We start from the raw sequence: 24,302 nt of genomic DNA on the forward strand, positions 1-24,302 counted from the left end.
AATCCGTCATTGCGAGCGAAGCGAAGCAATCAAACGCTTTGCGTTTGTCGCAGGCAATGACGAAAAGCAATCACACCATATACTGTCCGCCGTTGATCGTGAGCGTCGAGCCGGTAATGGCTCCGGCCTCATCCGCGGCCAGGAACACCACGGCGCGGGCGATTTCATCGGGCTCGCCGAGACGGCCGGTCGGGATCAGCGGCAGGATGCTCTTCTCCAGCACCTCCTTCGGCACCGCCTGCACCATCTCGGTGTTGATATAGCCCGGGCAAACCGCATTGACGGTGATGCCGCCCTTGGCGTTTTCCAGCGCCAGCGCCTTGGTGAAGCCGATGTCGCCGGCCTTGGCCGCGGAATAATTGACCTGCCCGAACTGGCCCTTCTGGCCGTTGATCGAGGAGATGTTGATGATGCGGCCGAATTTCCGGGCGCGCATGCCCTCGATCACCTGGCGCGTCATGTTGAACAGCGAGCCGAGATTGGTATTGATGACGGCATTCCACTGCTCCAGCGTCATCTTGTGGAACGCGCCGTCCCGGGTAATGCCGGCATTGTTGATGAGCACGTCGACCGGGCCGAGATCGGCCTCGACCTGCTTGACGCCGGCGGCGCAGGCGTCAAACGAACTGACGTCCCATTTATAGGTCGGGATGCCGTTCTCGGCCTTGAATTTTTCCGCGGCCGCGTCGTTGCCGGCATAGCTGGCGGCGACCTTGTAGCCGGCGGCTTTCAGCGCCTTGCTGATCGACGCGCCAATACCCCGCGTTCCCCCCGTCACCAATGCAACACGCGCCATGTCGAATCCTCCCTTGGCTTCCCTATGTTTTTTGTAACGTCGAATTAAGCGGGCTGCTTGACCAACATCAAGAACAAAACGCCCGGCGCGAGCCGGGCGTTTCTTATTAACTTTGTGCGCTGCAGTTGCGAGATGATCTTTTCATCACTCCCGTGCATTCGCTGCTGTTTGTTTAATCGCGTGCAATGCACATCGCGATGCCCATGCCGCCGCCGATGCACAGCGTGGCGAGGCCCTTCTTCGCATCGCGCTTCTGCATTTCATGCAGCAGCGTCACCAGCACGCGCGCGCCGGACGCGCCGACCGGATGGCCGATCGCGATCGCGCCGCCATTGACGTTGACCTTGGACGTATCCCAGCCGAGGTCCTTGTTGACCGCGCAAGCCTGCGCCGCGAAAGCTTCATTGGCCTCGATCAGGTCGAGATCGCCGATGCTCCAGCCGGCCTTTTTCAGCGCGGTGCGCGAGGCCGGAATCGGCCCGGTGCCCATGATCTTGGGATCGACGCCGGCCTGGCCCCACGACACGATGCGTGCCAGCACGGTCTTGCCTTCCTTGGCCGCCTGCTTGGCGGTCATCAGCACCACCGCGGCCGCACCATCGTTGATACCGGAGGCGCTGCCGGCGGTCACGGTGCCGTCCTTCTCGAACGCCGGCTTGAGCTTGGCCATGGCTTCCAGCGTCGCGCCGTGACGCGGATATTCATCGTCGCTGACGATGATATCGCCCTTGCGGGTCTTGATCGTGACCGGGACGATCTCGTCCTTGAACTTGCCGGCCTTCTGCGCGGCCTCGGCCTTGTTCTGCGAGTGGACGGCGAATTCGTCCTGCTGCGCGCGGGTGATCTGGTATTGCTTGGCGACGTTCTCGGCGGTGTTGCCCATGTGATAGCCGTTGAAGGCGTCCCACAATCCGTCCTTGATCATGGTGTCGATGAAATCCACCGGGCCCATCTTGATGCCGCCGCGCAGATATTGCGCATGCGGGGCCATGCTCATGGATTCCTGGCCGCCGGCGACGACGATTTCGGAATCGCCGTTGAGCAGCGCCTGGTAGCCCAGCGCCACGGTGCGCAGGCCCGAACCGCATAATTGATTAACGCCCCAGGCCGGGCTTTCCACCGGGATACCGGCGGCGATCGAGGCCTGGCGGGCCGGGTTCTGGCCCTGGGCTGCGGTCAGGATCTGCCCCATGATCACCTCGGAAACACGGCCCGGCTCGATGCCCGCGCGCTCCAGCGCTGCCTTGATGGCGATGGCGCCGAGATCATGGGCCGGTGTGGTGGCGAACGCACCGTTGAAACTTCCGACCGGGGTGCGGGCGGCGCTGACGATGACGACATCGTCTGACATGGGCATCTCCTGAGTTTGAGTTGTTGGGCTTTAAGGCCTTGGATGGCGGGCGGCCGGATGGCGGGCCAGTCTCTTGGCTTATCCTGTTAACGTCGTTGAGGCATGTCAATTGGCCGGAAGGCAAAATCTCGCCGCGGCGCATCCAAATCGAGCCTCTTGGCAATTTCCTGAGCAGTGCCTATGCTTTGGAATTAACCGTGCCGCACAAAACGGTAGCCGAACCGCATTGAAAATGCTTACCTTTGCTGCGATGCGTTGCTTGTCAGCCCAGCGGCTAGGCCGCCGGGTTCCCGTCCTCGGTGTGCATGTGTGAGCCCATGGCGAAATCAGACCAACCCACCACGATCAAGAAATACGCGAATCGACGGCTCTATAATACCGGCACGAGCACCTATGTGACGCTCGAGGACCTCGCGGCGATGGTCAAGGACGGCGAGGATTTCCTCGTCTATGACGCCAAGACCGGCGACGATATCACCCGTTCGGTGCTGGCGCAGATCATCTTCGAACAGGAAAACAAGGCGGGCCAGAATCTGCTGCCCACCACCTTCCTGCGGCAATTGATCCGGTTTTACGGCGACAGCATGCAGATGGTGGTGCCGAAATATCTCGAGCAGTCGATCGACACGCTGACACGGGAGCAGGAAAAATTCCGCAAGCAGCTGACCAACACCTTCAGCGGAACGCCGTTCGCGCCGCTGGAAGAGCACGTTCGCCGCAACATGGAATTGTTTCAGCAGACATTCTCGATGTTCAAGCCGTTCGTGCCGCCGCGCCTGGGAGCGGCCGCCGCCGAGCCGGAAAAGGCTCCGGAGCCGGCGCCCGAAGATGACAATATCGACAATCTGCGCCGTCAGATGAAGGACATGCAGGACCGCCTCGATCGGATGTCGAAAGAGCCGAAAAAGGAAGAGTGAGTTTTTCCGCACCTCGTCCGCAGAAAAATAATAGATCGTCGTCCCCGCCTAGTGCGCAATTGCGCACGGGAGCGGGGACCCATAGCCACCGGCTTTAATTGTCAACGAAGGTCTCTCCCACCGTTGTCCAAACGATAGGACGCGGCCTATGGCGTTCGCCGGGACGACACCCGATAATTTTCCGATAATTCAGCTCGCCGCCGGCAAAACCGTTTCAGCCCGCGGGTCCCACGGCCGTTGCGAGGACGCCAGCCCGATCAGGCGCCCCTGGATGTAGTCGCAGCCCCAGTCGCGTAGCATCGCAGCCGATTCTTCGTCCTGAACCCATTCGGCCACGGTCTTGATCTCCAGCCGGCGCGCCAGATCGATCAGCGTCTGCACGAAGGCCCGATCATCGGCCGAGCGGGCGATGTTCTGCACGAAGGCGCCATCGATTTTCACGATATCGACACCGAGCTTGCGCAGATTCCGGAACGAGGTGTAACCGGCGCCGAAATCGTCGATCGCGATCTGGCTGCCGAAGCTCTTCAACCGGGTGACAAAGCCTCTGATGTCATCGATATCCTGAATCGCCACGGTTTCGGTGATTTCAACGATCAACCGCTCGGCGACGCCGGGATGCGCGCGCATCAGCGATTCGATCGAAGCCGACCAGTCCGGATCCATCGTGGTGTCGGGTGAGATGTTGAGGCTGAGCCGCACATTTGGCGAACCCGCGAGTTCAGCCACCACGAGTTCAAGCACGCGGTGATCGACCAGGCGTATCAGGCCGAGCTTCTCGGCGACGGGGACGATGTCCGGCGCCAGCAGAACCTGCCCGTCATCCTGTTCCATGCGAACCAGACATTCGTAGAACGATGCCTGGCGCGAGACGGCTTCCACGACCGGCTCGAACGCCATCACGATGCGGCGTTCATTGAGCGCGGTGACGATTTCGTCGGTGACGCGAATATTGACGCGGCGCTGGGCGTCGCGCTCGACATTCGGACGCCAGATCGAAAACGATCCGGAGCGGCGACGCTTCGCCATGTCGAGCGTTTCGTGGGCGCGGTTGATGGCCTCGTCGGCGCTGCGCGCGTAGCGCGGCACACTGACGGCGCCGATCGATGCCGTGACCGAGACCGGACCGGATTTGGTCGGCACCACTTCGTCGCGAATCCCGGCCAAAAACCGCTCGGCGGCGACATTCATGTCATCGACGGTACAATTCTTCAGGATCAGCCCGAATTTATTGCCGGAGAACCGGCCGAGCACGTCGCCGCCGCGCAGCCGGGCGCGAATGCGGGTGGCGACTTCCGAAATAACGGCATCGGCGACATCGAACCCGAAGGCGTCGTTGATGCGGGCCAGATGATCGATCCCGATCAACATGAAGGCGCAGGACGAGCGGAAGCGCATGGCTTCCTCGATGGCCTCGGCCAGCGATGCGACTAGATGCGTGCGATTGAGTTCGCCGGTCAGCGGGTCGTGCCGGGACAACTTTACCAGTTGCTCGTCGCGGGCATGGCGTTCGTTGTCGACGCGGACAATGCCCTGGACGCGCGCCGGCTTGCCGTCAGCGTCGGCAAACCAGCAGCCGGATTCCTCGATCCACAGCACGGGGGCCGAGGTGTTGGCCCGCACGCCATATTCGATCCGGTAGGGCGCGCCCTCGGCGCGATGCGCCAGCGGCGAGTGGCCAAGGGCGGCTGTCCGGATCGAGCGCACCGGTTCGATCAGATTTGAAAACGCCGTCCCGCTCGCCAGCGCTTCCGCCGGAATATCCGGAAATACCGCGGCCAGATGATCGCTCCAGGCCATCTCGTCGGTTGCGATGTCCCAGACGAAGGCCGCCTGGCCGAGCGAAGCGAGAATGGTCGAAGCCGGGGGGACAGCGGGTTTCAAGATCGCCTCGTTTCGGGACACAGAAGGTGATTCTTCGATTCGAAGAATAGTGCCTGTTTTGCGCCTGACCCTATGCAAAGTTCATAAATATTCTGGAAACCACGTCGCGCGGTAGCCGGGAACGGACCGGGCCGAACCGGCATAGCTCTTGCGAGGATGATTCATAAGGGAGCTTAACGCCCCAAAATGTGACAGTTGAGCCGGATCTCGATTTACGATGATGGGCACCAGCCAATCCGAGCAGGCGGTAGAGGACGGCGTCGTTCTGGACGCAAAACCCGCCTGTGTCGCGCTGGTACCGGTCATCCCATCGGCGCAATGGTCCCACAGCCCAGGCCTGCAGCCGTCCCTGCCCAGCTCGATTTTTGTCACGCAGTTGATCGCGACCGCCGAGCAGGTACCGCAACCGCGCGGCTTGCAGCGGGCAACGCTTGCGGATGCGCAGACCGCCTATAGCGCCAAGCAAAGCCCTATTCCGGGCGCCGGACGCCGGACGCGGCAAATCATCTGAGTTAATGCGCCGGCGCCTCGGGTGGCGGCGGCGCGCTGTTGCCCGGCTGCAGTCCCGGGGACACCAACTCCGGGGGTGGTCCCGCCGGCGTCACTTCGGGTTGGGCGTTTTTCGGTTGCGGATGGTCCAGCAGCACGGATTCGGCGACCGAAGCGGCCGCCGGTACCGACGGCGAGGGCGCGGGATCGAATTGCGGTTCGGCCACGACAACATCGGCTCTTCTCGTACCCCGCCTGGAGATCGCATCGGCAGCCACCATTTGGGTCCCGCGCCGCGCGCGCAACGCCAGGCCCGACAGGAAATCCGCCAGCGCCAGCAGAGCGAGCAGGAAATAGGTCGAGCTGCCGAACCGCGGCCACAGCAGAAATTCGGCGACCGCGCCGCCGAATATGATCAGCGACAGCAGATGATCGGTGAGATATTTCGCCCCGGGACGCGCGCCCTTGATGACCTCAAGCAGCAACACGACAATGCCGAGCGCGAGCAGCATATCGCTGAGCGTCACCGGCCACTCGGCGCCCGACATCAGCGGCAGCCTCACGACCGGCTCGGCCAGGGACACCCCCGGCATCAGGAAGACGATGATGTTGTAGATCGCGAGTGGAATCAGAAGAAGCGGAAAACCGACCATCGGCGAGGCCTTCTTTTCAAGAGAACCAAGGTTTTTAAGAGAACCAAGGCGTTCTCTGGCGAACCATCGGGGTTCGCCGCCGGACACCGTCTTACCTCACTCGTTGGCCGAATTCAGGCAGGCGTTGCCGATCACGGGTCGCCGGTCGCGGCTCGCCTGCCGTTAAGCCGTTGTCAGGATTCCTTCTTGGCCTTCAGAACCTGCCGGCCCTTGTACATGCCGGTTTTCAGATCGAGGTGGTGCGGGCGGCGCAATTCGCCGGAATCCTTGTCCTCGGCATAGGTCGGCTTCTTCAGCGCGTCCGCCGAGCGGCGCATGCCACGCCGCGAGGGCGATGTTTTTCTACGGGGAACGGCCATGTCGGTATCCTCTAGGGGTGTTGTCGGAGGCATCGTCCGAAAGCGGACGGCTGAAGCGTTTTGGCGCAAGCGCAAATGCCGATAAGGCCGCGCTTATAGAGGATGGAGTGAGCCAAAGCTAGGTTCAAAATACGCCAAAATGGCTCAAAAACCTCGATTTTCGCTCCAGCACCGCAGCAATGCCGTGGCCTGCGCCCGGGCCGTATAGGTCCCGGCCAACCGGCGCACGCCGGGACCGGGATTGCGGGCGCTGCGCCGCACCGGATTAGGCAGAATGGCCGCCAATAACGCCGCTTCGCGCGGCGACAGGCCCGAGGCCGGATGCCCGAAGGCATAGTTGGCGCCGGCCTGCGCGCCGAACTGGCCGGAAGGCCCAAGCTCGGCAATATTAAGGTAGATTTCCAGAATCCGCTGCTTCGGCAGCACCCAATCGGTCCACAGCGCCAGCGGCAATTCCAGCGCCTTGCGGACCACGCTGCGGCCCGGCCACAGGAACAGGTTTTTCACCACCTGCTGGGTGATGGTCGAGCCGCCGCGGGCCGCCTCGCCATCCTCGGCGTCGTCGATTACCTCGCGCAACGCGTCCCAGTCGATGCCGTGATGGCTGCAGAATTTCGCGTCCTCGGATGCGACCACTGAACGCGGCAGCGACGGCGAAATCGTGCCAAAATCGATCCATTGCCGCGACACCGGCGCGCCGGTCGCCCAGCGCCAGGCCATCAGCGTCGAGACCGGATGGCCGGCGCGATAGAGCGGCGCCAGCAGATAGGGCAGCAGCAATACCGCCAGCACGACCAGCAACAGAGTTCGGGCAATGCGCAAATTCTATCGTTTCTGGTTCCGGAAACCGACCAAACCCATATCTCTCTGATAATCCCCGCTTTTTTCAACCCTTTTAAGGCATCTCGAACCCGTGCCGGCGGAATTGACGAAGCCGGTGCCATCAACGATTGTCCCGGCCAACTCGATCTGGAGCTGTTTTTAATGACGACCGGCACGGCACTATCCGACTTCACGCAACGACTTGACCAGACCGCGGAGGACACCGAAGCGCTGCTGGCCAGGCTTCTGTCCGACGCTCTGCTGCCCGACGAGATCGCGCGGCCGAAGCGGCTGATGGACGCCATGCGCTATTCCAGTCTCGGCGGCGGCAAAAGGCTGCGGCCGTTCCTGGTGGTCGAAAGCTCGGCCGTCTTCGGTGTTCCGCGCGAGGCTGCGCTATTGGCCGGGGCCGCGCTCGAATGCATCCACTGCTATTCGCTGATCCACGACGATCTGCCGGCGATGGACAACAGCGATCTGCGCCGCGGCCGTCCCACGCTGCACAAGAAGACCGACGACGCCACCGCGATCCTGGCCGGCGACGGGCTGTTGACGCTCGCCTTCGACATCATCACCCGCGACGAGATCCACAGCGATCCCACCGTGCGCCTGCTGCTGACGCGCGCGCTGGCGCGCGCCTCGGGATTGGGCGGCATGGTCGGCGGCCAGATGCTCGACCTCGCCGGTGAAGGCCGGTTCGGCGACCGCGAGCCGGTCGACGTCGCGCGGCTGCAGCAGATGAAAACCGGCGCGCTGTTACGCTACGGCTGCATTGCCGGGGCCATCCTCGGCCAGTCCTCGCCGGAACAATATCAGGCGCTGGACGATTACGGCCGCGCGCTCGGCGAAGCCTTCCAGATTGCCGACGACCTGCTCGACGTCGAGGGCGACGCGGCGGCGCTCGGCAAGCAAACCGGGCAGGACGCGGCTCTGGGCAAGACCACGTTCGTCACCCAGCTCGGGATCGCCGGCGCCAAGCAGCGCGTCAGCGACCTCTTGGCGCGCGCCGACAACGCGTTGTCAATCTTCGGCGCCAAGGGCGACGTGCTGCGCGCCGCCGCGCGCTTCGTCGCCGAGCGCAAGAATTGATGGCGGCGATGGCAAGCAAGGAAGTCGACGATCATCTACTTGTCCGCTTCCGGAAGATGTCCAAACCGGTCCGTGTCGTCTATGCACGGCCGCGCACGTTTATTTCGATTCTGATCGGCGTCATCGCATTCTTTTTGCTGCCGGACTCGCTGCGGCTGGTGACGCGCGTGCTGATCGGCTGGGATAGCTTCATCGCGCTATATCTGCTGCTGGTCTACATCATGATGTTTCGCTGTGGGCTTGCGCACATCCGCCGCAACGCCGTGTTGCAGGACGACGGCCGCTTTTTGATTTTGTTGATAACTGCGCTCGGCGCCTTCGCCAGTATCGCCGCAATCGTGTTCGAGCTCGGCGGATCGCATCGCAGCGTCGTGGACCTGACGCTGGCGACGTCAACGATCGCGCTGTCATGGGCCACCGTGCATACGACCTTCGCGCTACATTATGCCCATGATTATTACCGCGGCGCCAAACCGGGGGGCCTGCAGTTTCCCAGCGGCGACCAGCATGAGCACGCCGATTACTGGGATTTTGTGTATTTCTCGTTCGTGATCGGCATGACCGCGCAGGTGTCCGACGTCGGCATCACCGACAAGACCATCCGCCGCACCGCGACCGTGCATGGCATCATCTCTTTCGTGTTCAACACCGCTCTCGTCGCATTGATGGTCAATATCGCCGCGAGCGCGATCTAGCCCGGGAGGCAAAATCATGAGCCACGACCGTTCCAGCGTCGAAGCCGTCGTCCAGCACTATTTCGACGGGCTGTACGAAGGCGACGCCGACAAATTGGGCGCGATCTTTCACCCCTCCGCCGACCTGCGCTGGCTGGAAAAGGGTGAACTGCAGGTGCTCACGGTACCGGACTGGCTCGGTCGCGTGCGGAAGCGCGCGTCCGCCAAGGCCGAGGGCCAGCCTCGCGAGGATTTCATCGTCACCATCGACCGTTCCGACCAATCCACCGCCTTCATCAAGGTGCGCTGCCAGTTGCCGCCGCGCTATTTCACCGACTATCTGGTGGCGATGAAGCTTCCCGATGGCTGGCAGATCGTCTCGAAATCCTTCCGCTACGATTTGCGCGAGTAAGGCCCCGCTGTTGACCTTGTCCGTCCTCCGGGCGAATAAAACGGCGGAACGATTTGAGGGACCGTGGAAGCCAGATTCCAGATTTTTCTGATTCTGCTGGCGGTGCTGGCGGGCGCCGCACTGCTGGCACGGCGGATCAATGTGGCACCGGCGATCCTGCTCTTGCTGACCGGCGTCGTACTCGCCTTTGTGCCGGGAATGCCGTCGCTGGAATTGCCGCCGGAACTGGTGCTGCTGGTGGTGCTGCCGCCGCTGATCTATTCGGCCAGCGTCGCCATGAGCTGGCGCGAATTCAAGCATAATCTGCGGCCGATCATCCTGTTGTCGGTCGGCTGCGTGATTTTCACGGCCTGCGCGGTCGCCGCCGCGACGCATTACCTGATCGGGCTGCCGTGGAACGTCGGCTTCCTGCTCGGCGCCATCGTCGCGCCGCCGGACGTGGTGGCGCCGCTGGCGATCGCCCGCAAGCTCGGCATGCCCCGGCGTATCCTGGTCGTGCTCGAGGGCGAGGGCCTGGCCAACGACGCCACCGCGCTGATCCTCTATCGCTTCGCGGTGGTGGCCATTTCGACCGGGATGTTTTCGCTGCCCAAAGCCGCCGGTACCTTTGTCGCCATCGTCGCCGGCGAGGCGCTGTTCGGGGCCGCGGTAGGCTGGCTCAGCCTGCGGGTACGCCATCGCGCCCGCGATCCGCAGGTCGAAATCACGCTGTCGCTGATCACGCCCTACATCGCCTATTGGATTCCCGAGCATTTCGGCGGCTCCGGGGTGATCGCGACCGTCGCCTGCGGGCTCTATATGAGCTGGAACGGGCCGCTGTTGATCTCTTCGGCGACGAGACTGCAGGGCATATTCTTCTGGGATCTCATCATCTATCTGATCGAGGGCCTGCTGTTCTTGCTGACCGGATTCCAGATGCGATCGCTGTTCGAGCAATCGAAAGCGTTTCCGCTTGCCGACATCCTGTCCGCCACGGCGCTGGTCGCCGCGATCGTCATCGTGGCGCGCTTCGCCTGGGTCTATCCCGCCACCTATTTGCCGCGGCTATGGAACAGGCGCCTGCGCGCCCGCGATCCGATGCCGTCATGGCGCACGGTCTTCGTGATCGCGTTCACCGGCGTGCGCGGCGCGGTCTCGCTCGCCGCAGCACTGGCGCTGCCGTTCGTGCTTCCCGACGGCGAAAGCTTTCCCTACCGCGACCTGATTTTGTTTGTCAGTTTCGGCGTCATCTTCATCACGCTGGTCGGACTGGGACTAGGACTGCCGCCGGTGGTGCGCTGGCTCGGCGTTGCCGACGCCGGCCGCGCGGAAAGCATCGCGGAGCATGAATCGGAAATCGCCGCCCGGCGCGAGGCGCTCGGTGCGGCGCTTAAATCGCTCGATGCCATCACCGACGACCGCGACTTGTCCGACGAAGTGGTCAGACTGCTGCGCGCGCGGCACGAGACCCGCGCCAACCAGCTGCCGGATTCGCTCAATCCCGATGCACATGATGTTTCGGCGGCGGGAACCGACCTGACGCGGGAATTGATTGCGGCGGAGCGCAAATTCATTCACGTCCTGCTGCGCGACGGCAAGATCACCGACGAGGTCCGGCGGCGGATCGAACGCGATCTCGATCTGGAGGAAGCCAGCCTCGCCAACCGCGAATATCGCAGGATTCCGCTTTAGCCGCCGCGGGCGCGCGGCTGAGGCACTGCGGCTTGCGATACCAATGCGATGACTTGCGCGCGCAGCCACGCATGTGCGGGATCGACGTGCACACGCTCGTGCCAACTCATGGCCATCTCAAAACCGGGCGGCTGGATCGGCGCGTCGCGCAGTTGCAGGCCCTCGCCACGCCCTTCGAGCAGCCGCGCCGGCAACATGGCGACCATATCCGACCGGCGCACCAATTCGGGCGCCGAGAGGAAATGCGGCACCGACAGCACCACGCGGCGCTTATGACGGCGCGCTTCCAGCAGCACGTCGGTAGGCCCCTTGAAGCCGCCGCCCTCCGGGGACACCACCAGATGATCGAGCGCGCAGAATTGCGCCAGCGTGACCGGGCCCTTTCCCAGCAGCGGATGGCGCTTGCGCGCGACGAACTGATAACGTTCGGCGAACAGGATCGTGCGGCGCAGACTTTCCGGCGCGATGTCGGCGGTGGTGAATGCGACATCGATATCGCCGCGCTCGGCCATGCGCGAAATTTCGGCGGGCACTGGGGCGTATACGGCGACGCGCACGCCCGGCGCGTGGCGGCGCAGATGCGCGAGCAAAGGCATCAAAATCGCGTGTTGCGCATAGTCCGAGGCGACGACGCGCCAGGTCAGTTCGGTCTTGGCCGGATCGAACGGCGTCTGGGCGCTGAGCATGCGCTCGACGCCGCTCAAGGCTTCGCGCAACGGCGCCAGCAATTCGAGGCCGCGCGTGGTCGGCCGCATGCCGCGCGGGCCTGGCGTCAGCAGCGGATCGGCAAACAGGTCCCGCAGCTTGCGGAGGCGCACGCTCACCGTCGGCTGGCTCAGGTGCAGCCGTCGCGCCACATGCGTCACATTGCAGTCGGTGAGCAGGGCTTCGAGGGTCACGAGCAGTTCGATATCAATGCCGCGGATATTACGCATGGCTATACCTGCTATTTAATCTATTCATTTTAACTATACCACGCGCGCACCTAACTTGGTAGCGTCAAACAAGGGAGCGACCGTCGTGAATGTCCTGCTGGTATATGCCCACCCCGAACCGCAATCGCTGAACGGGTCGATCCGCGATTTCATGGTCGATCGGTTTGTCCGCGCCGGGCATGTCGTCGAAGTGAGTGACCTCTACGCCATGCGCTGGAAGGCCAATCTCGACGCCGAGGATTTTCCGCAGCGCGACGCGACGCAGCCTTTCAGAGCCAGCGCAGACTCGAAGCGCGCTTTCGCGGAGGGAGCCCAGACCGCGGATGTCGCGGCCGAGCAGCAAAAACTGCGTCGGGCGGATCTGGTGATCTTCCAGTTTCCGCTGTGGTGGTTTTCGATGCCGGCGATCATGAAGGGCTGGTTTGATCGCGTCTATGCTTACGGCTTCGCCTATGGCGTCGGCGAACATTCGGAGAAGCGCTGGGGCGAGCGTTATGGCGAAGGCGTGTTCAAGGGCAAACGGGCCATGCTGGTGGTGACAACCGGTGGCTGGGCCGAACATTACAGCGAGCGCGGCATCAACGGGCCGATCGACGATCTGTTGTTTCCGATCCAGCACGGCGCTTTGTTCTATCCGGGGTTCGATGTGCTGCCGCCATTCGTCGTCTACAAAAGCAGCGCGATGGACGCGACGCGGCACAATGAAACCCTGGGCGCACTCGCCGAGCGGCTGGACAATGCGATGCAGGCCGCGCCCATCGCTTATCGCAGCCAGAACCGCGGCGATTATCTGATTCCCGCCCTGACGTTGAAGCCCGGATTGAGCGCCGACCGGATCGGCTTCGCGCTCCATCGCAGCGAAGAAAAAAGTCAGATCTTGCCGGTTGAGGTCAGCGAGGAGGACGAGTCAAAACAAAAGATGAGAGCCTGACCGGCCCTGATTCAGTCAGGACCGATCAGGCTCTTGTCAGGCTCTTGGACGCGTCCGGCGATCCCACCGGCGCCGGATCACTGTCAGCTCGAAACCCCGATCAGCATGCGCGTGAGTTCGTCCGGCGCCATCACCATGGCGTCGTGGCCGGTGGCGATTTCGGCCCAGCGCCAACCCGGTTGCGCCTTGACCCAATTGCGCGAGGCCTGCAGCGCCGCATAAGACGGATTGGTACAGTGAATGTAAGTGCGCGGCAGGTTGTTGCCGACCGGTCCCTTGATATTGAGCGCGCTGGTATAGGTCCCGAGCGGATGCGGCGTGAGCCGGCGCTTGACCCATTCGGTATCTTTGGCATCGGACACCCCGAACGCCGATGGCGGCGGCGCCGGAAGGCTCAGTCCTCCACTGGTCTCCTCGGCGGCCTTGCGGCGCGCGGCGACGACATCCGGCGGCAGGCTGTCGAACGGGCTCTTGCCGCCCTCCACCATCAGCGAATCCAGATAGACCAGATGACGAATCCGCTCGGGCATCGCATCGGCGACGCCGCTGATCGCCATGCCGCCGAAGGAATGCCCGACCAGAACGATATTGGTCAGTTCCTCGGCCTCGATGACGTTGACGATGTCCCTGGTGAAAATATCCAGCGTGATGTCTTTCGACAGCAGGTGCTTGCGCTCGCCAAGCCCGGTCTGGGTCGGCGTGAACACCTGATGCCCGGCGGCGCGCAGCCGGTCCGCGACCCGGCTCCAGCACCAGCCGCCATGCCATGCGCCGTGAACCAGCACAAAGGTCTGGGCTGTGGTCTGCGCCGTTGCCGCGGCACCACCCGCACCGGCCGCCAATCCTGCAATCGCCATTGTCTTGAGAACTTCCCGACGTTCCATGATGATCGCTCCCTTTATGATTCTTGATGATTCTTGATTGGCTGGTCCGGCGCGTTTGCGATGGCCGGATATGCATTAAGGGATTAGGGTATCAAAAATCGGCCGAAATGACAAGCCGTATCGAGGATGGAAAGCCGATGATTGCGCCCCACAGACCCGGCGTCATACTTCCCGAGACCAACGGCCCCATCGTCGAGACCGAGCGTCTGATCTTGCGGCGATGGCGGGAGGCCGACATCGAGCCGAATACGGCGATGCTCGCCGATCCCGCCGCGGCGCGATTCATTACCTCGGACGGCACGCCCGTCACCGACGCGTTCGTCGGCTGGCGCAACGCGGCCATCATGGCCGGGCATTGGGCGCTGCACGGCTTCGGCATGTTTGTGGTCGAGGAGAAGCAGACCGGACGCTTCGTCGGGCGCGTCGGACCATGGCGGCCGTCCGGCTGGCCGGGTTTTGAAATCGGCTGGGGCATCGCCAGCGGCTTTCGTGGCAGGGGCTACGCGCTGGAGGCGGCGCGGGCATCGATCGATTGGGCCTTCGCGACTTTCGAGATCGATCAGATCATTCACTGCATCGATCGCGAAAATATCGCGTCACAAAGCGTGGCCCGACGGCTCGGGGCCGTCATTGAACGTGAGATCGATCTGTTCGGCCATGTCGCGGATATCTGGCTGACACGCCGCGAGGCCTGGGCGGCGCGACCCAACCCATAAGTCACGCGCTACTGCCGTCCCAGATGGGTCGCGGTCGCGACCCGATCGTACCGCTCCAGGGAGAGGATCGCATCCGCAAGCTGGTCGGCGCGGCCGTTGAGTACCGGGCGGGCCAGCGTCAGGAACTTCTGCGCCATCGCCTGTGCGTCGGGAAACGACGCCGGCTCGCCGGACGGGTCGGCATAGAGCCGCTCGTGCACGCCCTCGTCGGTGGTGATGCTGACCCGCGCGCCGAACGGATGGCTGCGGCCGACCTCGAGACGATCGTCCTGCACGACGTCGAACTTGTCGGCCAGCGCGTCGACCGCGACGTCGCCAAGCCGCTCGTAATCGTCCCAGCCGAAACGGCCCTGATCGAGCGCGACCGCGCCGGTGAAGAACATCGAGAACTGTCCGCCGACGATGGAGGTCGGATGCCGCTTGGTGGCGGCATCGCCGGTGAGCGTGATGCCGTTGCGGTGCAGGCCGATCTCAACGCGCCTGATCTGGTCCGGCGTCAGATTGTGCTCCCGGCGCATCGCGATCAGCGCATCGAGCGCGGCGTGGGTATAGCGGCAGCTCGGATAGGGTTTTACGCCGATCTTCATGGTCTCGTAGATTTTGCCGAGCCCGGCTGTGGCCTTGTCCGGATGCGCATTGTCGCTGTAGCCGACCAGCAGGCCATGCTTGCCCTCGACCGATTCACTCGCGCCGACAAAATCATTGCGCGCCAGTGTCGCGGCGATCACGCCGTTCATCGCGGCGGCGCCGACCTGGTAGCGCTTGTTCCAGGCGCCGTTGACCAGAAACTGCAGCGAGCCGGCGGCCTGGCTGCCGGAGACGCCGAACGCCGCAATGATCTGTTGTTTCGACAGGCCGAACAGTTTTGCCGCGGCCGCCGCGGCACCATAGGTGCCAGCGGTGGCGGTGGGATGAAAGCCGCGGGCGTAATGCGAGGTGGGATCGAGCGCATTGCCGAGCCGGCAGCACACTTCATAACCGGCAACGATCGCGGTCAGCACATCGCGGCCCGAAGCGCCGACCAGCTCGCCGACGGCGAATGCGGCCGGCACGACAGGCGCGCTCGGATGCAGCGAGGAATCCGCATGGGTGTCGTCGAAATCCAAGGAATGACCGAGCGCGCCATTGAGCAATGCCGCGACCGCGGGCGTCCAGGTCTTGGCATCGCCGAACACGGTGGATTCGCCGCGGCCATCAAGCGCGAGCGCTTCGAGCATCTTGAGCAGCGAGGGCGTGGATTCCGCGTCACGCCGGGCGCGAATGGCGCTGCCGAGAAAATCCAGCGTCAGTACCTTGGCGCGCTCGCGGACCTCAGGTGGAATGTCGTCGAACCTGAGATCGGCGACATAGGCGGCGAGGGTTGCGGTTTCTTCTGCCATGGCGTTGCCCCGGTATTTTCTGCACGTTCGTTCGGACACGTTGGTTTTGGTACGGCTGCGGCGGCGCGCCGTCAACATCGGCTGCGGCGGGTCAGCCCCTTGCCAATTCAAGGTGCCCCGCAAGCCGCCGGAACCGCAGGATGAGAAGAGCGGCATAAACCGCGGTGCCGCAGGACAGCCCGATCCAGACGCCGACCGCGCCGAGTTCCAGCCGGAACGCCAACCCATAGGCGGCGGGGAATCCGATCAGCCAGTAACCGATCACGGCAAACAAGAGCGGAATCCGCGTGTCGTGCATGCCGCGCAGGGCGCCTGCCACGACGGCCTGGATGCCATCGGCGACAAAGAACGTCGCGCCGACCATGAGAAGCGTCGCGGTGAGTTCGATGACGCCGCCGGCACTCTCCACGGCGTCGCCGAAGAAGAACCGTGCGATCGCGAATCGCCCGAGGATCACAACGATGGTCATGGCGGACATGAAGATGATGCAGAGGCTGGTCGCGACCAATCCCGCGCGCTTGACCGCCGGCGCGTCGCCGCGTCCGACGGCGTGACCGACTCTTACCGTCGCCGCCATCCCGACGCCGAACGGCACCATGAACAGAATGGCCGCGATCTGCAGCGCGATCTGATGCGCCGCCAGCGCGGTGGTGCTGATCAGGCCCATCAAGAGCGCGGCGGCGGCGAACAATCCATATTCGAGCAGGAACGAGAGCGACATCGGCGCGCCGATCAGGATCAGTTGCCGCATCAGCGCCCAGTCGATGCGCCAGATCCGGCCCAGCACCTGATATTTCCGGAATGGCCGACGGCCCATGACAAACCACAGGCCCGCCAGGAACATCGCGGAATTGATGGTGGTGGTGGCGAGACCGGCGCCGAACAGCCCAAGCCGCGGCAATCCCCATTGGCCATGGATCAAGAGATAGACCAGCACCGCATTGGCCGGGATCGCGGCGAGCGTGATCCACAGCCCCGGCTGCGGCCGGTTGACCGCGCCCATGAAACCGCGGATCGCCATGAACCACAGCGCCGGCGTGATCCCCCAGGCGAGGCCGAACAGATATCGTTGCGCGAGATCGGCGATCGCGGGTGCCTGGCCCAGCGCCAGCAGGATCCGCTCGCCGAACAGCGGCAGCACCATCATCGGCAGCGACGTCGCCAGCGCCGCCCACAGCCCGACGCGAAGCGCGCGCCGCACCGACCGGGGATTTCGGGCCCCGAACGCCTGCGCGGCCAGCGGAGCCACCGCCGACACCAAACCCATGCCGAAGGTGAAACTGATAAAGAAGACGGTGTGCGCCAGCGCCGCCGAGGCGACGGCTTCGTCCCCGAGCCGTCCGATCAGCACCAGATCGGTCGTCATCATCGCAATCTGCCCGAGCTGGGTCAGGGCGATCGGCACCGCCAGCCTCAGCGTCTCGGTCAATTCGACCGCGAGCTCATGGCCTGAGGTGACCGCGATGACAGGCGCGACGATGGGTCCGCGCTCGATTTTATCCAGGGATGTCATGGGGCAATACTAGCATCTGGCATGACAGGAGGATGCCAGTGAGGCAGAAGCGAGGCCCCTATTTTCTGCGACCGAGAGAATATTGGAATCAGCGCCGCCGGCGAGGCATCGCAGGGCGGACGTGCCCGGCTCAGGCCGCCACTTGCCGCAGCAAGGCGCGGACGACAAGCCGGTGAAACGGCAGGATGATCGCGAGATAAACCCGGCCCAGCAGATTGTGCGTCAGCACCAGCGTGGTCGCGGTGACGCGCTGGCCATGGCCGGAGGATGCGACATCCACCACGACACGAAAATCCAGGTGCTTGTCGTTGAGCCCCGCGACAAGTCGATCCGGGGTTTCGCTCACCACCGGAAATATCCCGATCGTATCGGCGGCACTGGTGCGGGTTGGAACCGGCTTCTTCAAACCAAAGGGCGCCACCAGGACATTACGCAAAGCGAGCAGCCGCTCGATCCATCGCGGCGAGTGCCCCAGCATTTTCTCGGCCGCGTGCCGCGCGTCGAGCCCGGCTTCATCAACCACGACGCTGTAGGCATCGCTGAACTGCGCCCCGGCCAGCAGCGCTCCGGTGTCAATTTCGGGATCGACGGCATCGACCTTCATGAATGCTGAACCCAGCCGTCCTGATCTGGCTCACACATCCACATTGGCGCTGAGCGAATTATCCTGGATGAATTCACGGCGCGGCTCGACCACGTCACCCATCAGCTTGGTGAAGATGTCGTCGGCCTCGTCGACTTCCTTGACCTTGACCTGCAGCAACGAACGCTCATTGGTATCGAGCGTGGTTTCCCAGAGCTGGCCCGGGTTCATCTCGCCGAGGCCTTTGTAGCGCTGCAGCTTGACGCCCTCACGCCCGGCGTCGGTCACCGCCTCGAACAGGCTGACGGGGCCGTGGATCGGCGTTTCCGCGTCTTTGCGGCGCAGCAGACCCGGCTTCGGATAGGCTTCCTGCAGCGACGCCGCGTAATCGTCGAGCTTGCGCGCGTCCGCGGAGCCGAGCAGCGCGTCATCGATGATGGCGACATCCTTGACGCCGCGCACGGTGCGCTCGAAGGAGAATCCCTCGCCTTCGGTAAAGCGCCCGGTCCAGCCGCGCTCGACTTCATCGGCCAGCGCGTCGAGCCGCCGCGCGATATAGTCCGCCGCGGCGTTGGCGGTCGCTACATCGCCGGTGATCTTCGGACTCAGCACGCCGGCGATCGCCGCCTGCTCGACCACCTTGCGGTTATAGCGGCTGTGCAGATTGTGCAGCGTGCCGCGGATAATCCGGGCGTCCTCCACCAGTGCCTGCAGATCGCGGCCGCTGCGATCTTCGCCGGAAGCCAGCTTGAAGACGCAATCGTCGAGGCCGGTTTCGATCAGATAGTCTTCCAGCGCGCGCTCATCCTTGAGGTATTGCTCGGACTTGCCGCGGTTCACCTTGTAGAGCGGCGGCTGCGCGATATACAGAAATCCGCCATCGATCAGCGATGGCATCTGGCGAAAGAAGAACGTCAGCAGCAGGGTGCGGATATGCGCGCCGTCGACATCGGCGTCGGTCATCAGAATGATCTTGTGATAGCGCAGCTTCGACAGATCGAAATCGTCGCGGCCAATGCCGGTGCCCAATGCCGTGATCAGCGTGCCGATCTGCTCGGAGCTCAGCATCTTGTCGAAGCGCGCACGCTCGACATTGAGGATCTTGCCGCGCAGCGGCAGCACCGCCTGGAACTCGCGATTGCGGCCCTGCTTGGCACTGCCACCGGCCGAGTCGCCCTCGACGATGAACAGTTCGGACTTGGCAGGGTCTTTTTCCTGGCAGTCGGCGAGCTTGCCGGGAAGCGAGGCGTAATCGAGCGCACCCTTGCGCCGCGTCAGCTCGCGCGCCTTGCGCGCGGCCTCGCGGGCGGCGGCGGCTTCCACCACCTTGCCGACGATGACCTTGGCCTCGGCAGGATGTTCCTCGAACCACGCCGCCAGCGCCTCGTTCAGGACGTTCTCGACCACCGGGCGCACTTCCGAGGACACCAGCTTGTCCTTGGTCTGCGAGGAAAACTTCGGATCCGGCACCTTGACCGAGAGCACCGCGGTCAGGCCCTCACGGCAATCGTCGCCGGTCAGCGCGATCTTTTCGCGCTTGGCGATGGCGTCGGCGTAGCCGTTGACCTGGCGCGTCAGGGCGCCGCGAAAGCCCGCGAGATGCGTGCCGCCGTCGCGCTGCGGAATGTTGTTGGTGAAGCACAGCACATTCTCATGGTAGCTGTCGTTCCACCACAGCGCCGCCTCGACGCCGATGCCGTTCATGTCGGCATTGATCATGATCGGCGCCGGCACCATCGGCTTCTTGTTGCGGTCGAGATATTTCACGAACTCCTCGACGCCGCCGTCGTAGCGCATCGCCTCGCGCTTCTCGACCGCGTGGCGCATGTCGGACAGCACGATATTGACGCCGGAATTCAGGAATGCGAGTTCGCGCAGCCGATGTTCCAGCGTGGCGAAATCATATTCGACATTGGTGAAGGTCTCGGAAGAGGCGAGGAACGTCACCTCGGTACCGCGCTTGCCATTGGCCTCGCCGACCACCGTGAGCGGCGCCACCGCGTCGCCATGGGCGAATTCGATGAAATGCTCCTTGCCGTCGCGCCAGACCCGCAATTGCAATTTGCTCGACAGTGCGTTGACGACGGAGACGCCGACGCCGTGCAGCCCGCCGGACACCTTGTAGGAGTTCTGGTCGAATTTTCCGCCGGCATGCAGCTGGGTCATGATGACCTCGGCGGCGGAAATGCCCTCGCCCTTGTGAATATCGACGGGAATGCCGCGGCCGTCATCGCGCACGGTGACGGAGCCGTCGGCGTTGAGCACGACTTCCACCGCGGTGGCATGGCCGGCGAGCGCTTCATCGATGGCGTTGTCGACGACTTCGTAGACCATGTGATGCAGGCCGGAGCCGTCATCGGTGTCGCCGATATACATGCCCGGCCGCTTGCGCACGGCATCGAGGCCCTTCAAAACCCGGATCGATTCCGCACCATATTCGATAGGAATGGAATGCTCAGTGTCGGCGATCGGTTGCCGGGCAGGTTCTGTCATGTGAGGCCTTCGAGGATGTCCCGAATCAGCGGCGCAAAACAGGCGCTGATTCACTTATTTGTGCCATGAAAGGCGCGATGCGCCTAGCGCAAAGTCTGTGTCAATAAACTATTGAATAAATGGGGTTTTTCAATGGTTTTTCAAGGCGCGCGGACGCCGATTCGGCGGCTTCGCAAAAGCGCGATTCGCATGACCATTTTGGGTCTCCGAAGCGTCGGTTTTGGCCGCCATGGCAGAGCGCCGGAGACCTGCTAGAGAGGGACACCTGCGTCGCGGGGTCCAGAGGACTTGCGCCGACGCGCTGCGTCGTTGGCGCGAGCTTTGGATTGGCCTGACTTGTCCCAGCCTTCAGACCGATATCGGCCGGATATTGATGGCCTGCGCGCGATCGCGGTGACGCTGGTGGTGTGTTTTCACGCCTTTCCGGAAGCCATGCCGGGCGGCTTTATCGGCGTCGATATTTTTTTCGTGATCTCCGGTTTTCTGATAACCGGCATCATCGCGCGCGAGCTCGATCAGCAGCAGTTTGGCCTGCTTGCCTTCTACGCCAGGCGGATCAGGCGGATTTTCCCGGCCCTGATCGTGGTGCTTGGCGCGACGCTGGTGCTGGGCTGGCTGTGGATGCTGCCATTGGCCTACGCGCAGCTCAGCGCCGACGTCTTTGCCAGTGCCGCCTTCGTCTCGAACATCGCGCTATGGCTGCAGTCGGGCTATTTCGACATCGAATCCGGCAGGAAGCCACTGCTGCATCTGTGGTCACTGGGCATCGAGGAGCAGTTCTATCTGTGCTGGCCGCTGATCCTGATGCTGGCCGCCCGCTTGCGCCTGAGCCTTCTGGCGGTGGCATCGGTGCTCGGCCTCGCATCCTTCGCGCTCAACGTGGCGCTGATCGGCTCGGATCCCGTGGCGACCTTCTATCTGCCATTCACCCGGGCGTGGGAATTGCTGGCCGGTGGCGTATTGGCCTGCGGCTGGAACCAGCTCCGTCACACCAGCGCCGCCAGCAATTTGCGCGCCGCCGCCGGATTGGTGCTGATCGCGATCGCCGCCGGTGTTCTTGATTCCAAAAGCGCTTTTCCGGGCTGGTGGGGACTATTGCCCGTCGCCGGCGCCGCGTTGCTGCTGTCGGCGCCCGCGGCCTGGGGCTGCCGGCATCTGCTGTCCAGCCCGGCCATGGTCAGGATCGGACTGATCAGCTATCCGCTCTATCTCTGGCATTGGCCGCTATTGGTATTTTTCGGAATCATCAAATTCGCCCCGCTGACGCTGCTGGAGCGCGCGCTCATCGTCGCACTGAGCTTTGCGCTGGCGGCGCTGACCTATCGGCTGGTCGAAGTGCCGTTTCGATTTGGCCGTCCAAACCGGCGTGGGATCGCCGGCCTGTGTGCGGGCATGGGGCTGGTCGCGCTGGCCGGCGGCGTGATCGTTGCGGGACGCGGGTTCGATTTCCGGTTGCCGGCGCAAATTCGCGAGATGACGGACGTGCGAACCGATTCTTCAAAATGGCGGCTCCATGAATGCCTGCTCGATCTCAGCCGTGAAATGTCGTTCGCCGACAGCTGCGTCGATCGTGACCGCCGTCCGCTGATTTTGTTGTGGGGGGATTCGACGGCCGGCGCGTTGTTGCCCGGCCTGCGCAAGGCCCAGGAAACCCGCGATTTCGGCATCGCGCAATTTACCTCCAGCTCCTGCATCCCGGCGCTCAACACCGACATCGCCGGTGTGCCCAACTGCCGCGCCATCAATGACAAGGTCCTGGTGCTGGCCCTTAAGATCAAGCCCGATATCGTGCTGCTGCACGGCACCTGGGGCGGATCACTCGACGGCGTGGCCGAGACCGTCAAGGCGCTGAAGCAACAGACCGGCGCCCGCATCATTGTGCTGGGCTCGGTGCCGTGGTGGAAGCGCGGATTGCCGAACGAGGTGCTGCGCTATTTCATGCTGCATCACCGCCTGATTCCGGAACGCTCCGATCGCGCCGAAGCCGATTCGTCCGGCGCGCGCCTGCGTGAGAAACTGGTGCCGCTCGGCGCAGAGTTCATTTCGGTGTGGGATACGCTATGCAACGCGGACGGCTGTCTGGCGCGGATCGGCGATACGGCGAAAGACATCTCGGCGAGCGATCAGGTGCACCTGACCGAAAAAGCATCGGTGTTCCTGATGCAATCCATCATCGACCAGGTGCTTCGGGGACGAACATCCTCATCGCCGAACCCGTCGCGGTGATATCTGCGCCCCGGAGTTGGCGCGTATATGCGTCAGCTGCGGCGGGCGATCTGGCCGGAATCGACGCCGAAAATCTCGCCCGATGCGCCGATGCCGGCGAACGCCGCGGGGTCAGCGCCGGTCATCCAGACCTGCGCGCCAAGTTTTGCGAGTTCGCCGAACAGCGCCAGGCGCCTGGAAGGGTCGAGATGGGCCACCACCTCATCGAGCAGCAATAGCGGCGTAATGCCGGTCATCTCCGCGACCAGACTGGCGTGTGCCAGCACGAGGCCGATCAGCAGCGCCTTCTGCTCACCGGTAGAGGCGTCGCGGGCCGGCATGTTTTTCGGTGCGTAGATCACCTGCAGATCGGTGAGGTGCGGACCATCGAGCGTGCGGCCGGCGACGGCATCGCGCGCGCGGTTGCCGCGCAGGATCTCCCGGTAACGATCCTCCACCGCCGTGGCCGGCTCCGACAGCAGCGCGTTTTCCATCCAGCCGTCGAGCATGATCTGCGCCGAGGGAAACGGCGACGTTTCGCCGCGCGCACGCAGCATGGCTGCGAGTTTCGCCACGGTCTGGCCGCGCATCGCCGCCACCGCGACCGCGAGTTCCGCGGTTTCGCGCTCAATTGCGTCGCACCAATGGTCGTCGTAGTTGCGCACCTCCAGCAACCGGTTGCGCGAACGCAAGGAGCGGTCGAGCGCCGACACCCGCGCCGAATGCTCGCTGTCGATCGCCAGCACCAGGCGATCGAAAAACCGCCGCCGCTCCGACGCCGCGCCCAGGAACAGGCTGTCCATCGATGGCGTCAGCCACACCATGCGCAGATGATCGCCGAACGCCGCGGCCGATGTCACCGGCTCGCGGTCAATGCGGCAGCGCCGGCCGGCGGCGGACGCCTCGGCGCCCGGCGCATCGATGCCGGTGCCGAGCGTGGCCAATCCAAGCGCGCCTTCGACTTCGGCGGACACCGCCCATGAGCCGTCGCCCTGATTGTCGGCGACATCATCGAGCGTCGCGCGGCGCAAGCCGCGTCCGGGCGACAGAAACGAGATCGCCTCGATGCAATTGGTCTTTCCCGCGCCGTTGGGACCCACCAGCACGACCACGTCACCGGACGTCTCAAGGCTCGCCGCACGATAGTTGCGGAAGTGCGTGAGCGTGAGGCGGTGAATGCGGGAGGCGGTCATGACTTAACGTCATTGCCGGGCTTGACCCGGCAATCCATCGTCCGCGTTAGCGGACAATATCTTCGAACAAATCTCGCCAATCGGGGTTGCTCGCAACGATCAGGTCGATTTTCCACTCGCGCGACCAATGCTTGATGTTCTTTTCCCGTTGTAGCGCTGCGGCGATTATCTCGAGTGACTCAAAGTAAACTAATGTTTTGACACCGTACCGCTTGGTGAATCCCTCTGCCAAGCCCTCACGGTGCTCGTAAATCCGCCGCACCAGATTATTCGTTACGCCGATATACAGCGTTCCACCGGGCTTACTTGCGAGAATATATACCCAATAGGCCATTTTTCGAAGATTGATGGAT

The 24,302-nt window shown here is 63.5% G+C and carries 23 protein-coding genes; 9 read left to right on the forward strand and 14 right to left on the reverse strand.

The genetic code is table 11. The features are described from left to right. Window positions 1-70 precede the first annotated feature (70 nt). A complete protein-coding gene (gene phbB / locus ABR948_RS00345; protein ID WP_428113098.1) occupies window positions 71-796 on the reverse strand; it encodes an acetoacetyl-CoA reductase in 726 nt (241 codons plus the stop codon). Between the two features lie 172 nt (window positions 797-968). Beyond that, window positions 969-2,147 carry an acetyl-CoA C-acetyltransferase gene (locus tag ABR948_RS00350; RefSeq protein ID WP_428113099.1) on the reverse strand — a complete coding sequence of 393 codons (1,179 nt, stop codon included), beginning with the start codon at window positions 2,145-2,147 and terminating at the stop codon, window positions 969-971. Window positions 2,148-2,464: 317 nt separating this feature from the next. Between ABR948_RS00350 and phaR the strand changes: the two genes are divergently transcribed. After that, complete coding sequence (phaR, locus tag ABR948_RS00355) at window positions 2,465-3,064, forward strand: polyhydroxyalkanoate synthesis repressor PhaR (protein WP_428113102.1); 600 nt, start codon at window positions 2,465-2,467, stop codon at window positions 3,062-3,064. Window positions 3,065-3,253: 189 nt separating this feature from the next. Here phaR and ABR948_RS00360 read toward each other — a convergent pair whose 3' ends face one another. Beyond that, a complete protein-coding gene (locus tag ABR948_RS00360) occupies window positions 3,254-4,948 on the reverse strand; it encodes a putative bifunctional diguanylate cyclase/phosphodiesterase (protein ID WP_428113103.1) in 1,695 nt (564 codons plus the stop codon). A gap of 217 nt (window positions 4,949-5,165) precedes the next feature. Between ABR948_RS00360 and ABR948_RS00365 the strand changes: the two genes are divergently transcribed. Beyond that, the gene (locus ABR948_RS00365; protein WP_428113105.1) at window positions 5,166-5,459 is read left to right on the forward strand and encodes a hypothetical protein; all 294 of its coding nucleotides are present in this window, start codon (window positions 5,166-5,168) and stop codon (window positions 5,457-5,459) included. A 1-nt stretch (window position 5,460) separates the two neighbouring features. Here ABR948_RS00365 and ABR948_RS00370 read toward each other — a convergent pair whose 3' ends face one another. From ABR948_RS00370 to mtgA, 3 genes are all read right to left on the reverse strand, one after another. After that, window positions 5,461-6,090 carry a hypothetical protein gene (locus ABR948_RS00370; RefSeq protein WP_428113106.1) on the reverse strand — a complete coding sequence of 210 codons (630 nt, stop codon included), beginning with the start codon at window positions 6,088-6,090 and terminating at the stop codon, window positions 5,461-5,463. A gap of 173 nt (window positions 6,091-6,263) precedes the next feature. Next, the gene (gene rpmF, locus ABR948_RS00375; RefSeq protein ID WP_027540899.1) at window positions 6,264-6,449 is read right to left on the reverse strand and encodes a 50S ribosomal protein L32; all 186 of its coding nucleotides are present in this window, start codon (window positions 6,447-6,449) and stop codon (window positions 6,264-6,266) included. Between the two features lie 144 nt (window positions 6,450-6,593). Continuing rightward, complete coding sequence (gene mtgA / locus ABR948_RS00380) at window positions 6,594-7,271, reverse strand: monofunctional biosynthetic peptidoglycan transglycosylase (protein WP_428113108.1); 678 nt, start codon at window positions 7,269-7,271, stop codon at window positions 6,594-6,596. A gap of 162 nt (window positions 7,272-7,433) precedes the next feature. Here mtgA and ABR948_RS00385 point away from each other — a divergent pair, with 162 nt between their 5' ends. From ABR948_RS00385 to ABR948_RS00400, 4 genes are all read left to right on the forward strand, one after another. Further along, the gene (locus ABR948_RS00385; RefSeq protein ID WP_428113110.1) at window positions 7,434-8,360 is read left to right on the forward strand and encodes a polyprenyl synthetase family protein; all 927 of its coding nucleotides are present in this window, start codon (window positions 7,434-7,436) and stop codon (window positions 8,358-8,360) included. Window positions 8,361-8,368: 8 nt separating this feature from the next. Continuing rightward, window positions 8,369-9,055 (forward strand): DUF1345 domain-containing protein, encoded by a 687-nt coding sequence (locus ABR948_RS00390; RefSeq protein WP_428113111.1) that lies wholly within the window; start codon window positions 8,369-8,371, stop codon window positions 9,053-9,055. Between the two features lie 16 nt (window positions 9,056-9,071). Further along, complete coding sequence (locus ABR948_RS00395) at window positions 9,072-9,446, forward strand: nuclear transport factor 2 family protein (RefSeq protein ID WP_428113113.1); 375 nt, start codon at window positions 9,072-9,074, stop codon at window positions 9,444-9,446. 63 nt (window positions 9,447-9,509) lie between these two features. After that, entirely contained in the window at window positions 9,510-11,117 is a 1,608-nt protein-coding gene (locus tag ABR948_RS00400) for a Na+/H+ antiporter (RefSeq protein WP_428113114.1), read from the forward strand. On the opposite strand, the gene ABR948_RS00405 is transcribed toward ABR948_RS00400, so the two are convergent. Continuing rightward, window positions 11,114-12,052 (reverse strand): LysR family transcriptional regulator, encoded by a 939-nt coding sequence (locus ABR948_RS00405; RefSeq protein ID WP_428113116.1) that lies wholly within the window; start codon window positions 12,050-12,052, stop codon window positions 11,114-11,116. The genes ABR948_RS00400 and ABR948_RS00405 overlap by 4 nt on opposite strands. Window positions 12,053-12,137: 85 nt before the next feature. Here ABR948_RS00405 and ABR948_RS00410 point away from each other — a divergent pair, with 85 nt between their 5' ends. After that, window positions 12,138-12,983 carry an NAD(P)H-dependent oxidoreductase gene (locus ABR948_RS00410; protein WP_428113117.1) on the forward strand — a complete coding sequence of 282 codons (846 nt, stop codon included), beginning with the start codon at window positions 12,138-12,140 and terminating at the stop codon, window positions 12,981-12,983. 83 nt (window positions 12,984-13,066) lie between these two features. On the opposite strand, the gene ABR948_RS00415 is transcribed toward ABR948_RS00410, so the two are convergent. Continuing rightward, window positions 13,067-13,867, reverse strand: a complete 801-nt coding sequence (locus tag ABR948_RS00415) for an alpha/beta fold hydrolase (RefSeq protein ID WP_428113120.1) — start codon at window positions 13,865-13,867, stop codon at window positions 13,067-13,069. A 137-nt stretch (window positions 13,868-14,004) separates the two neighbouring features. Here ABR948_RS00415 and ABR948_RS00420 point away from each other — a divergent pair, with 137 nt between their 5' ends. Next, window positions 14,005-14,583, forward strand: coding sequence for a GNAT family N-acetyltransferase (locus ABR948_RS00420; protein WP_428113122.1), 579 nt, complete (start codon window positions 14,005-14,007; stop codon window positions 14,581-14,583). An 8-nt stretch (window positions 14,584-14,591) separates the two neighbouring features. Here the strand turns inward: ABR948_RS00420 and ABR948_RS00425 are convergent, their stop codons facing one another. The 4 genes from ABR948_RS00425 to gyrB form a co-directional block, all read right to left on the reverse strand. Next, window positions 14,592-15,962 (reverse strand): MmgE/PrpD family protein, encoded by a 1,371-nt coding sequence (locus ABR948_RS00425; RefSeq protein WP_428113124.1) that lies wholly within the window; start codon window positions 15,960-15,962, stop codon window positions 14,592-14,594. Window positions 15,963-16,053: 91 nt separating this feature from the next. Then, a complete protein-coding gene (locus ABR948_RS00430; protein WP_428113126.1) occupies window positions 16,054-17,475 on the reverse strand; it encodes an MATE family efflux transporter in 1,422 nt (473 codons plus the stop codon). Between the two features lie 130 nt (window positions 17,476-17,605). Next, window positions 17,606-18,079 (reverse strand): DUF2867 domain-containing protein, encoded by a 474-nt coding sequence (locus ABR948_RS00435; RefSeq protein WP_428113129.1) that lies wholly within the window; start codon window positions 18,077-18,079, stop codon window positions 17,606-17,608. A 30-nt stretch (window positions 18,080-18,109) separates the two neighbouring features. Then, entirely contained in the window at window positions 18,110-20,551 is a 2,442-nt protein-coding gene (gene gyrB / locus ABR948_RS00440; protein ID WP_428113130.1) for a DNA topoisomerase (ATP-hydrolyzing) subunit B, read from the reverse strand. A 336-nt stretch (window positions 20,552-20,887) separates the two neighbouring features. On the opposite strand from gyrB, the gene ABR948_RS00445 reads away from it, so the two are divergent. Next, window positions 20,888-22,777 carry an acyltransferase family protein gene (locus ABR948_RS00445; protein WP_428113132.1) on the forward strand — a complete coding sequence of 630 codons (1,890 nt, stop codon included), beginning with the start codon at window positions 20,888-20,890 and terminating at the stop codon, window positions 22,775-22,777. Between the two features lie 32 nt (window positions 22,778-22,809). On the opposite strand, the gene recF is transcribed toward ABR948_RS00445, so the two are convergent. Both recF and ABR948_RS00455 read right to left on the reverse strand, forming a co-directional pair. After that, window positions 22,810-23,949 (reverse strand): DNA replication/repair protein RecF, encoded by a 1,140-nt coding sequence (recF, locus tag ABR948_RS00450; RefSeq protein WP_428113134.1) that lies wholly within the window; start codon window positions 23,947-23,949, stop codon window positions 22,810-22,812. Between the two features lie 46 nt (window positions 23,950-23,995). Beyond that, window positions 23,996-24,283 (reverse strand): GIY-YIG nuclease family protein, encoded by a 288-nt coding sequence (locus ABR948_RS00455; protein ID WP_428113148.1) that lies wholly within the window; start codon window positions 24,281-24,283, stop codon window positions 23,996-23,998. Window positions 24,284-24,302: the final 19 nt, after the last annotated feature.

Origin of the sequence: Bradyrhizobium sp. (assembly GCF_050014615.1) — a bacterium.
GTDB lineage: Bacteria > Pseudomonadota > Alphaproteobacteria > Rhizobiales > Xanthobacteraceae > Bradyrhizobium.

Bases quoted from the DNA above. Each gene is read 5' to 3' on its own strand.
- ABR948_RS00435 (WP_428113129.1), bottom strand. From the start codon at position 18,079: ATGAAGGTCGATGCCGTCGATCCCGAAATTGACACCGGAGCGCTGCTG.
- recF (WP_428113134.1), bottom strand. From the start codon at position 23,949: ATGACCGCCTCCCGCATTCACCGCCTCACGCTCACGCACTTCCGCAAC.
- ABR948_RS00430 (WP_428113126.1), bottom strand. From the start codon at position 17,475: ATGACATCCCTGGATAAAATCGAGCGCGGACCCATCGTCGCGCCTGTC.
- ABR948_RS00370 (WP_428113106.1), bottom strand. From the start codon at position 6,090: ATGGTCGGTTTTCCGCTTCTTCTGATTCCACTCGCGATCTACAACATC.
- ABR948_RS00385 (WP_428113110.1), top strand. From the start codon at position 7,434: ATGACGACCGGCACGGCACTATCCGACTTCACGCAACGACTTGACCAG.
- phbB (WP_428113098.1), bottom strand. From the start codon at position 796: ATGGCGCGTGTTGCATTGGTGACGGGGGGAACGCGGGGTATTGGCGCG.
- ABR948_RS00365 (WP_428113105.1), top strand. From the start codon at position 5,166: ATGATGGGCACCAGCCAATCCGAGCAGGCGGTAGAGGACGGCGTCGTT.
- ABR948_RS00425 (WP_428113124.1), bottom strand. From the start codon at position 15,962: ATGGCAGAAGAAACCGCAACCCTCGCCGCCTATGTCGCCGATCTCAGG.
- ABR948_RS00390 (WP_428113111.1), top strand. From the start codon at position 8,369: ATGGCAAGCAAGGAAGTCGACGATCATCTACTTGTCCGCTTCCGGAAG.
- ABR948_RS00395 (WP_428113113.1), top strand. From the start codon at position 9,072: ATGAGCCACGACCGTTCCAGCGTCGAAGCCGTCGTCCAGCACTATTTC.
- gyrB (WP_428113130.1), bottom strand. From the start codon at position 20,551: ATGACAGAACCTGCCCGGCAACCGATCGCCGACACTGAGCATTCCATT.
- ABR948_RS00420 (WP_428113122.1), top strand. From the start codon at position 14,005: ATGATTGCGCCCCACAGACCCGGCGTCATACTTCCCGAGACCAACGGC.
- ABR948_RS00350 (WP_428113099.1), bottom strand. From the start codon at position 2,147: ATGTCAGACGATGTCGTCATCGTCAGCGCCGCCCGCACCCCGGTCGGA.
- ABR948_RS00405 (WP_428113116.1), bottom strand. From the start codon at position 12,052: ATGCGTAATATCCGCGGCATTGATATCGAACTGCTCGTGACCCTCGAA.
- ABR948_RS00455 (WP_428113148.1), bottom strand. From the start codon at position 24,283: ATGGCCTATTGGGTATATATTCTCGCAAGTAAGCCCGGTGGAACGCTG.
- rpmF (WP_027540899.1), bottom strand. From the start codon at position 6,449: ATGGCCGTTCCCCGTAGAAAAACATCGCCCTCGCGGCGTGGCATGCGC.
- ABR948_RS00415 (WP_428113120.1), bottom strand. From the start codon at position 13,867: ATGGAACGTCGGGAAGTTCTCAAGACAATGGCGATTGCAGGATTGGCG.
- phaR (WP_428113102.1), top strand. From the start codon at position 2,465: ATGGCGAAATCAGACCAACCCACCACGATCAAGAAATACGCGAATCGA.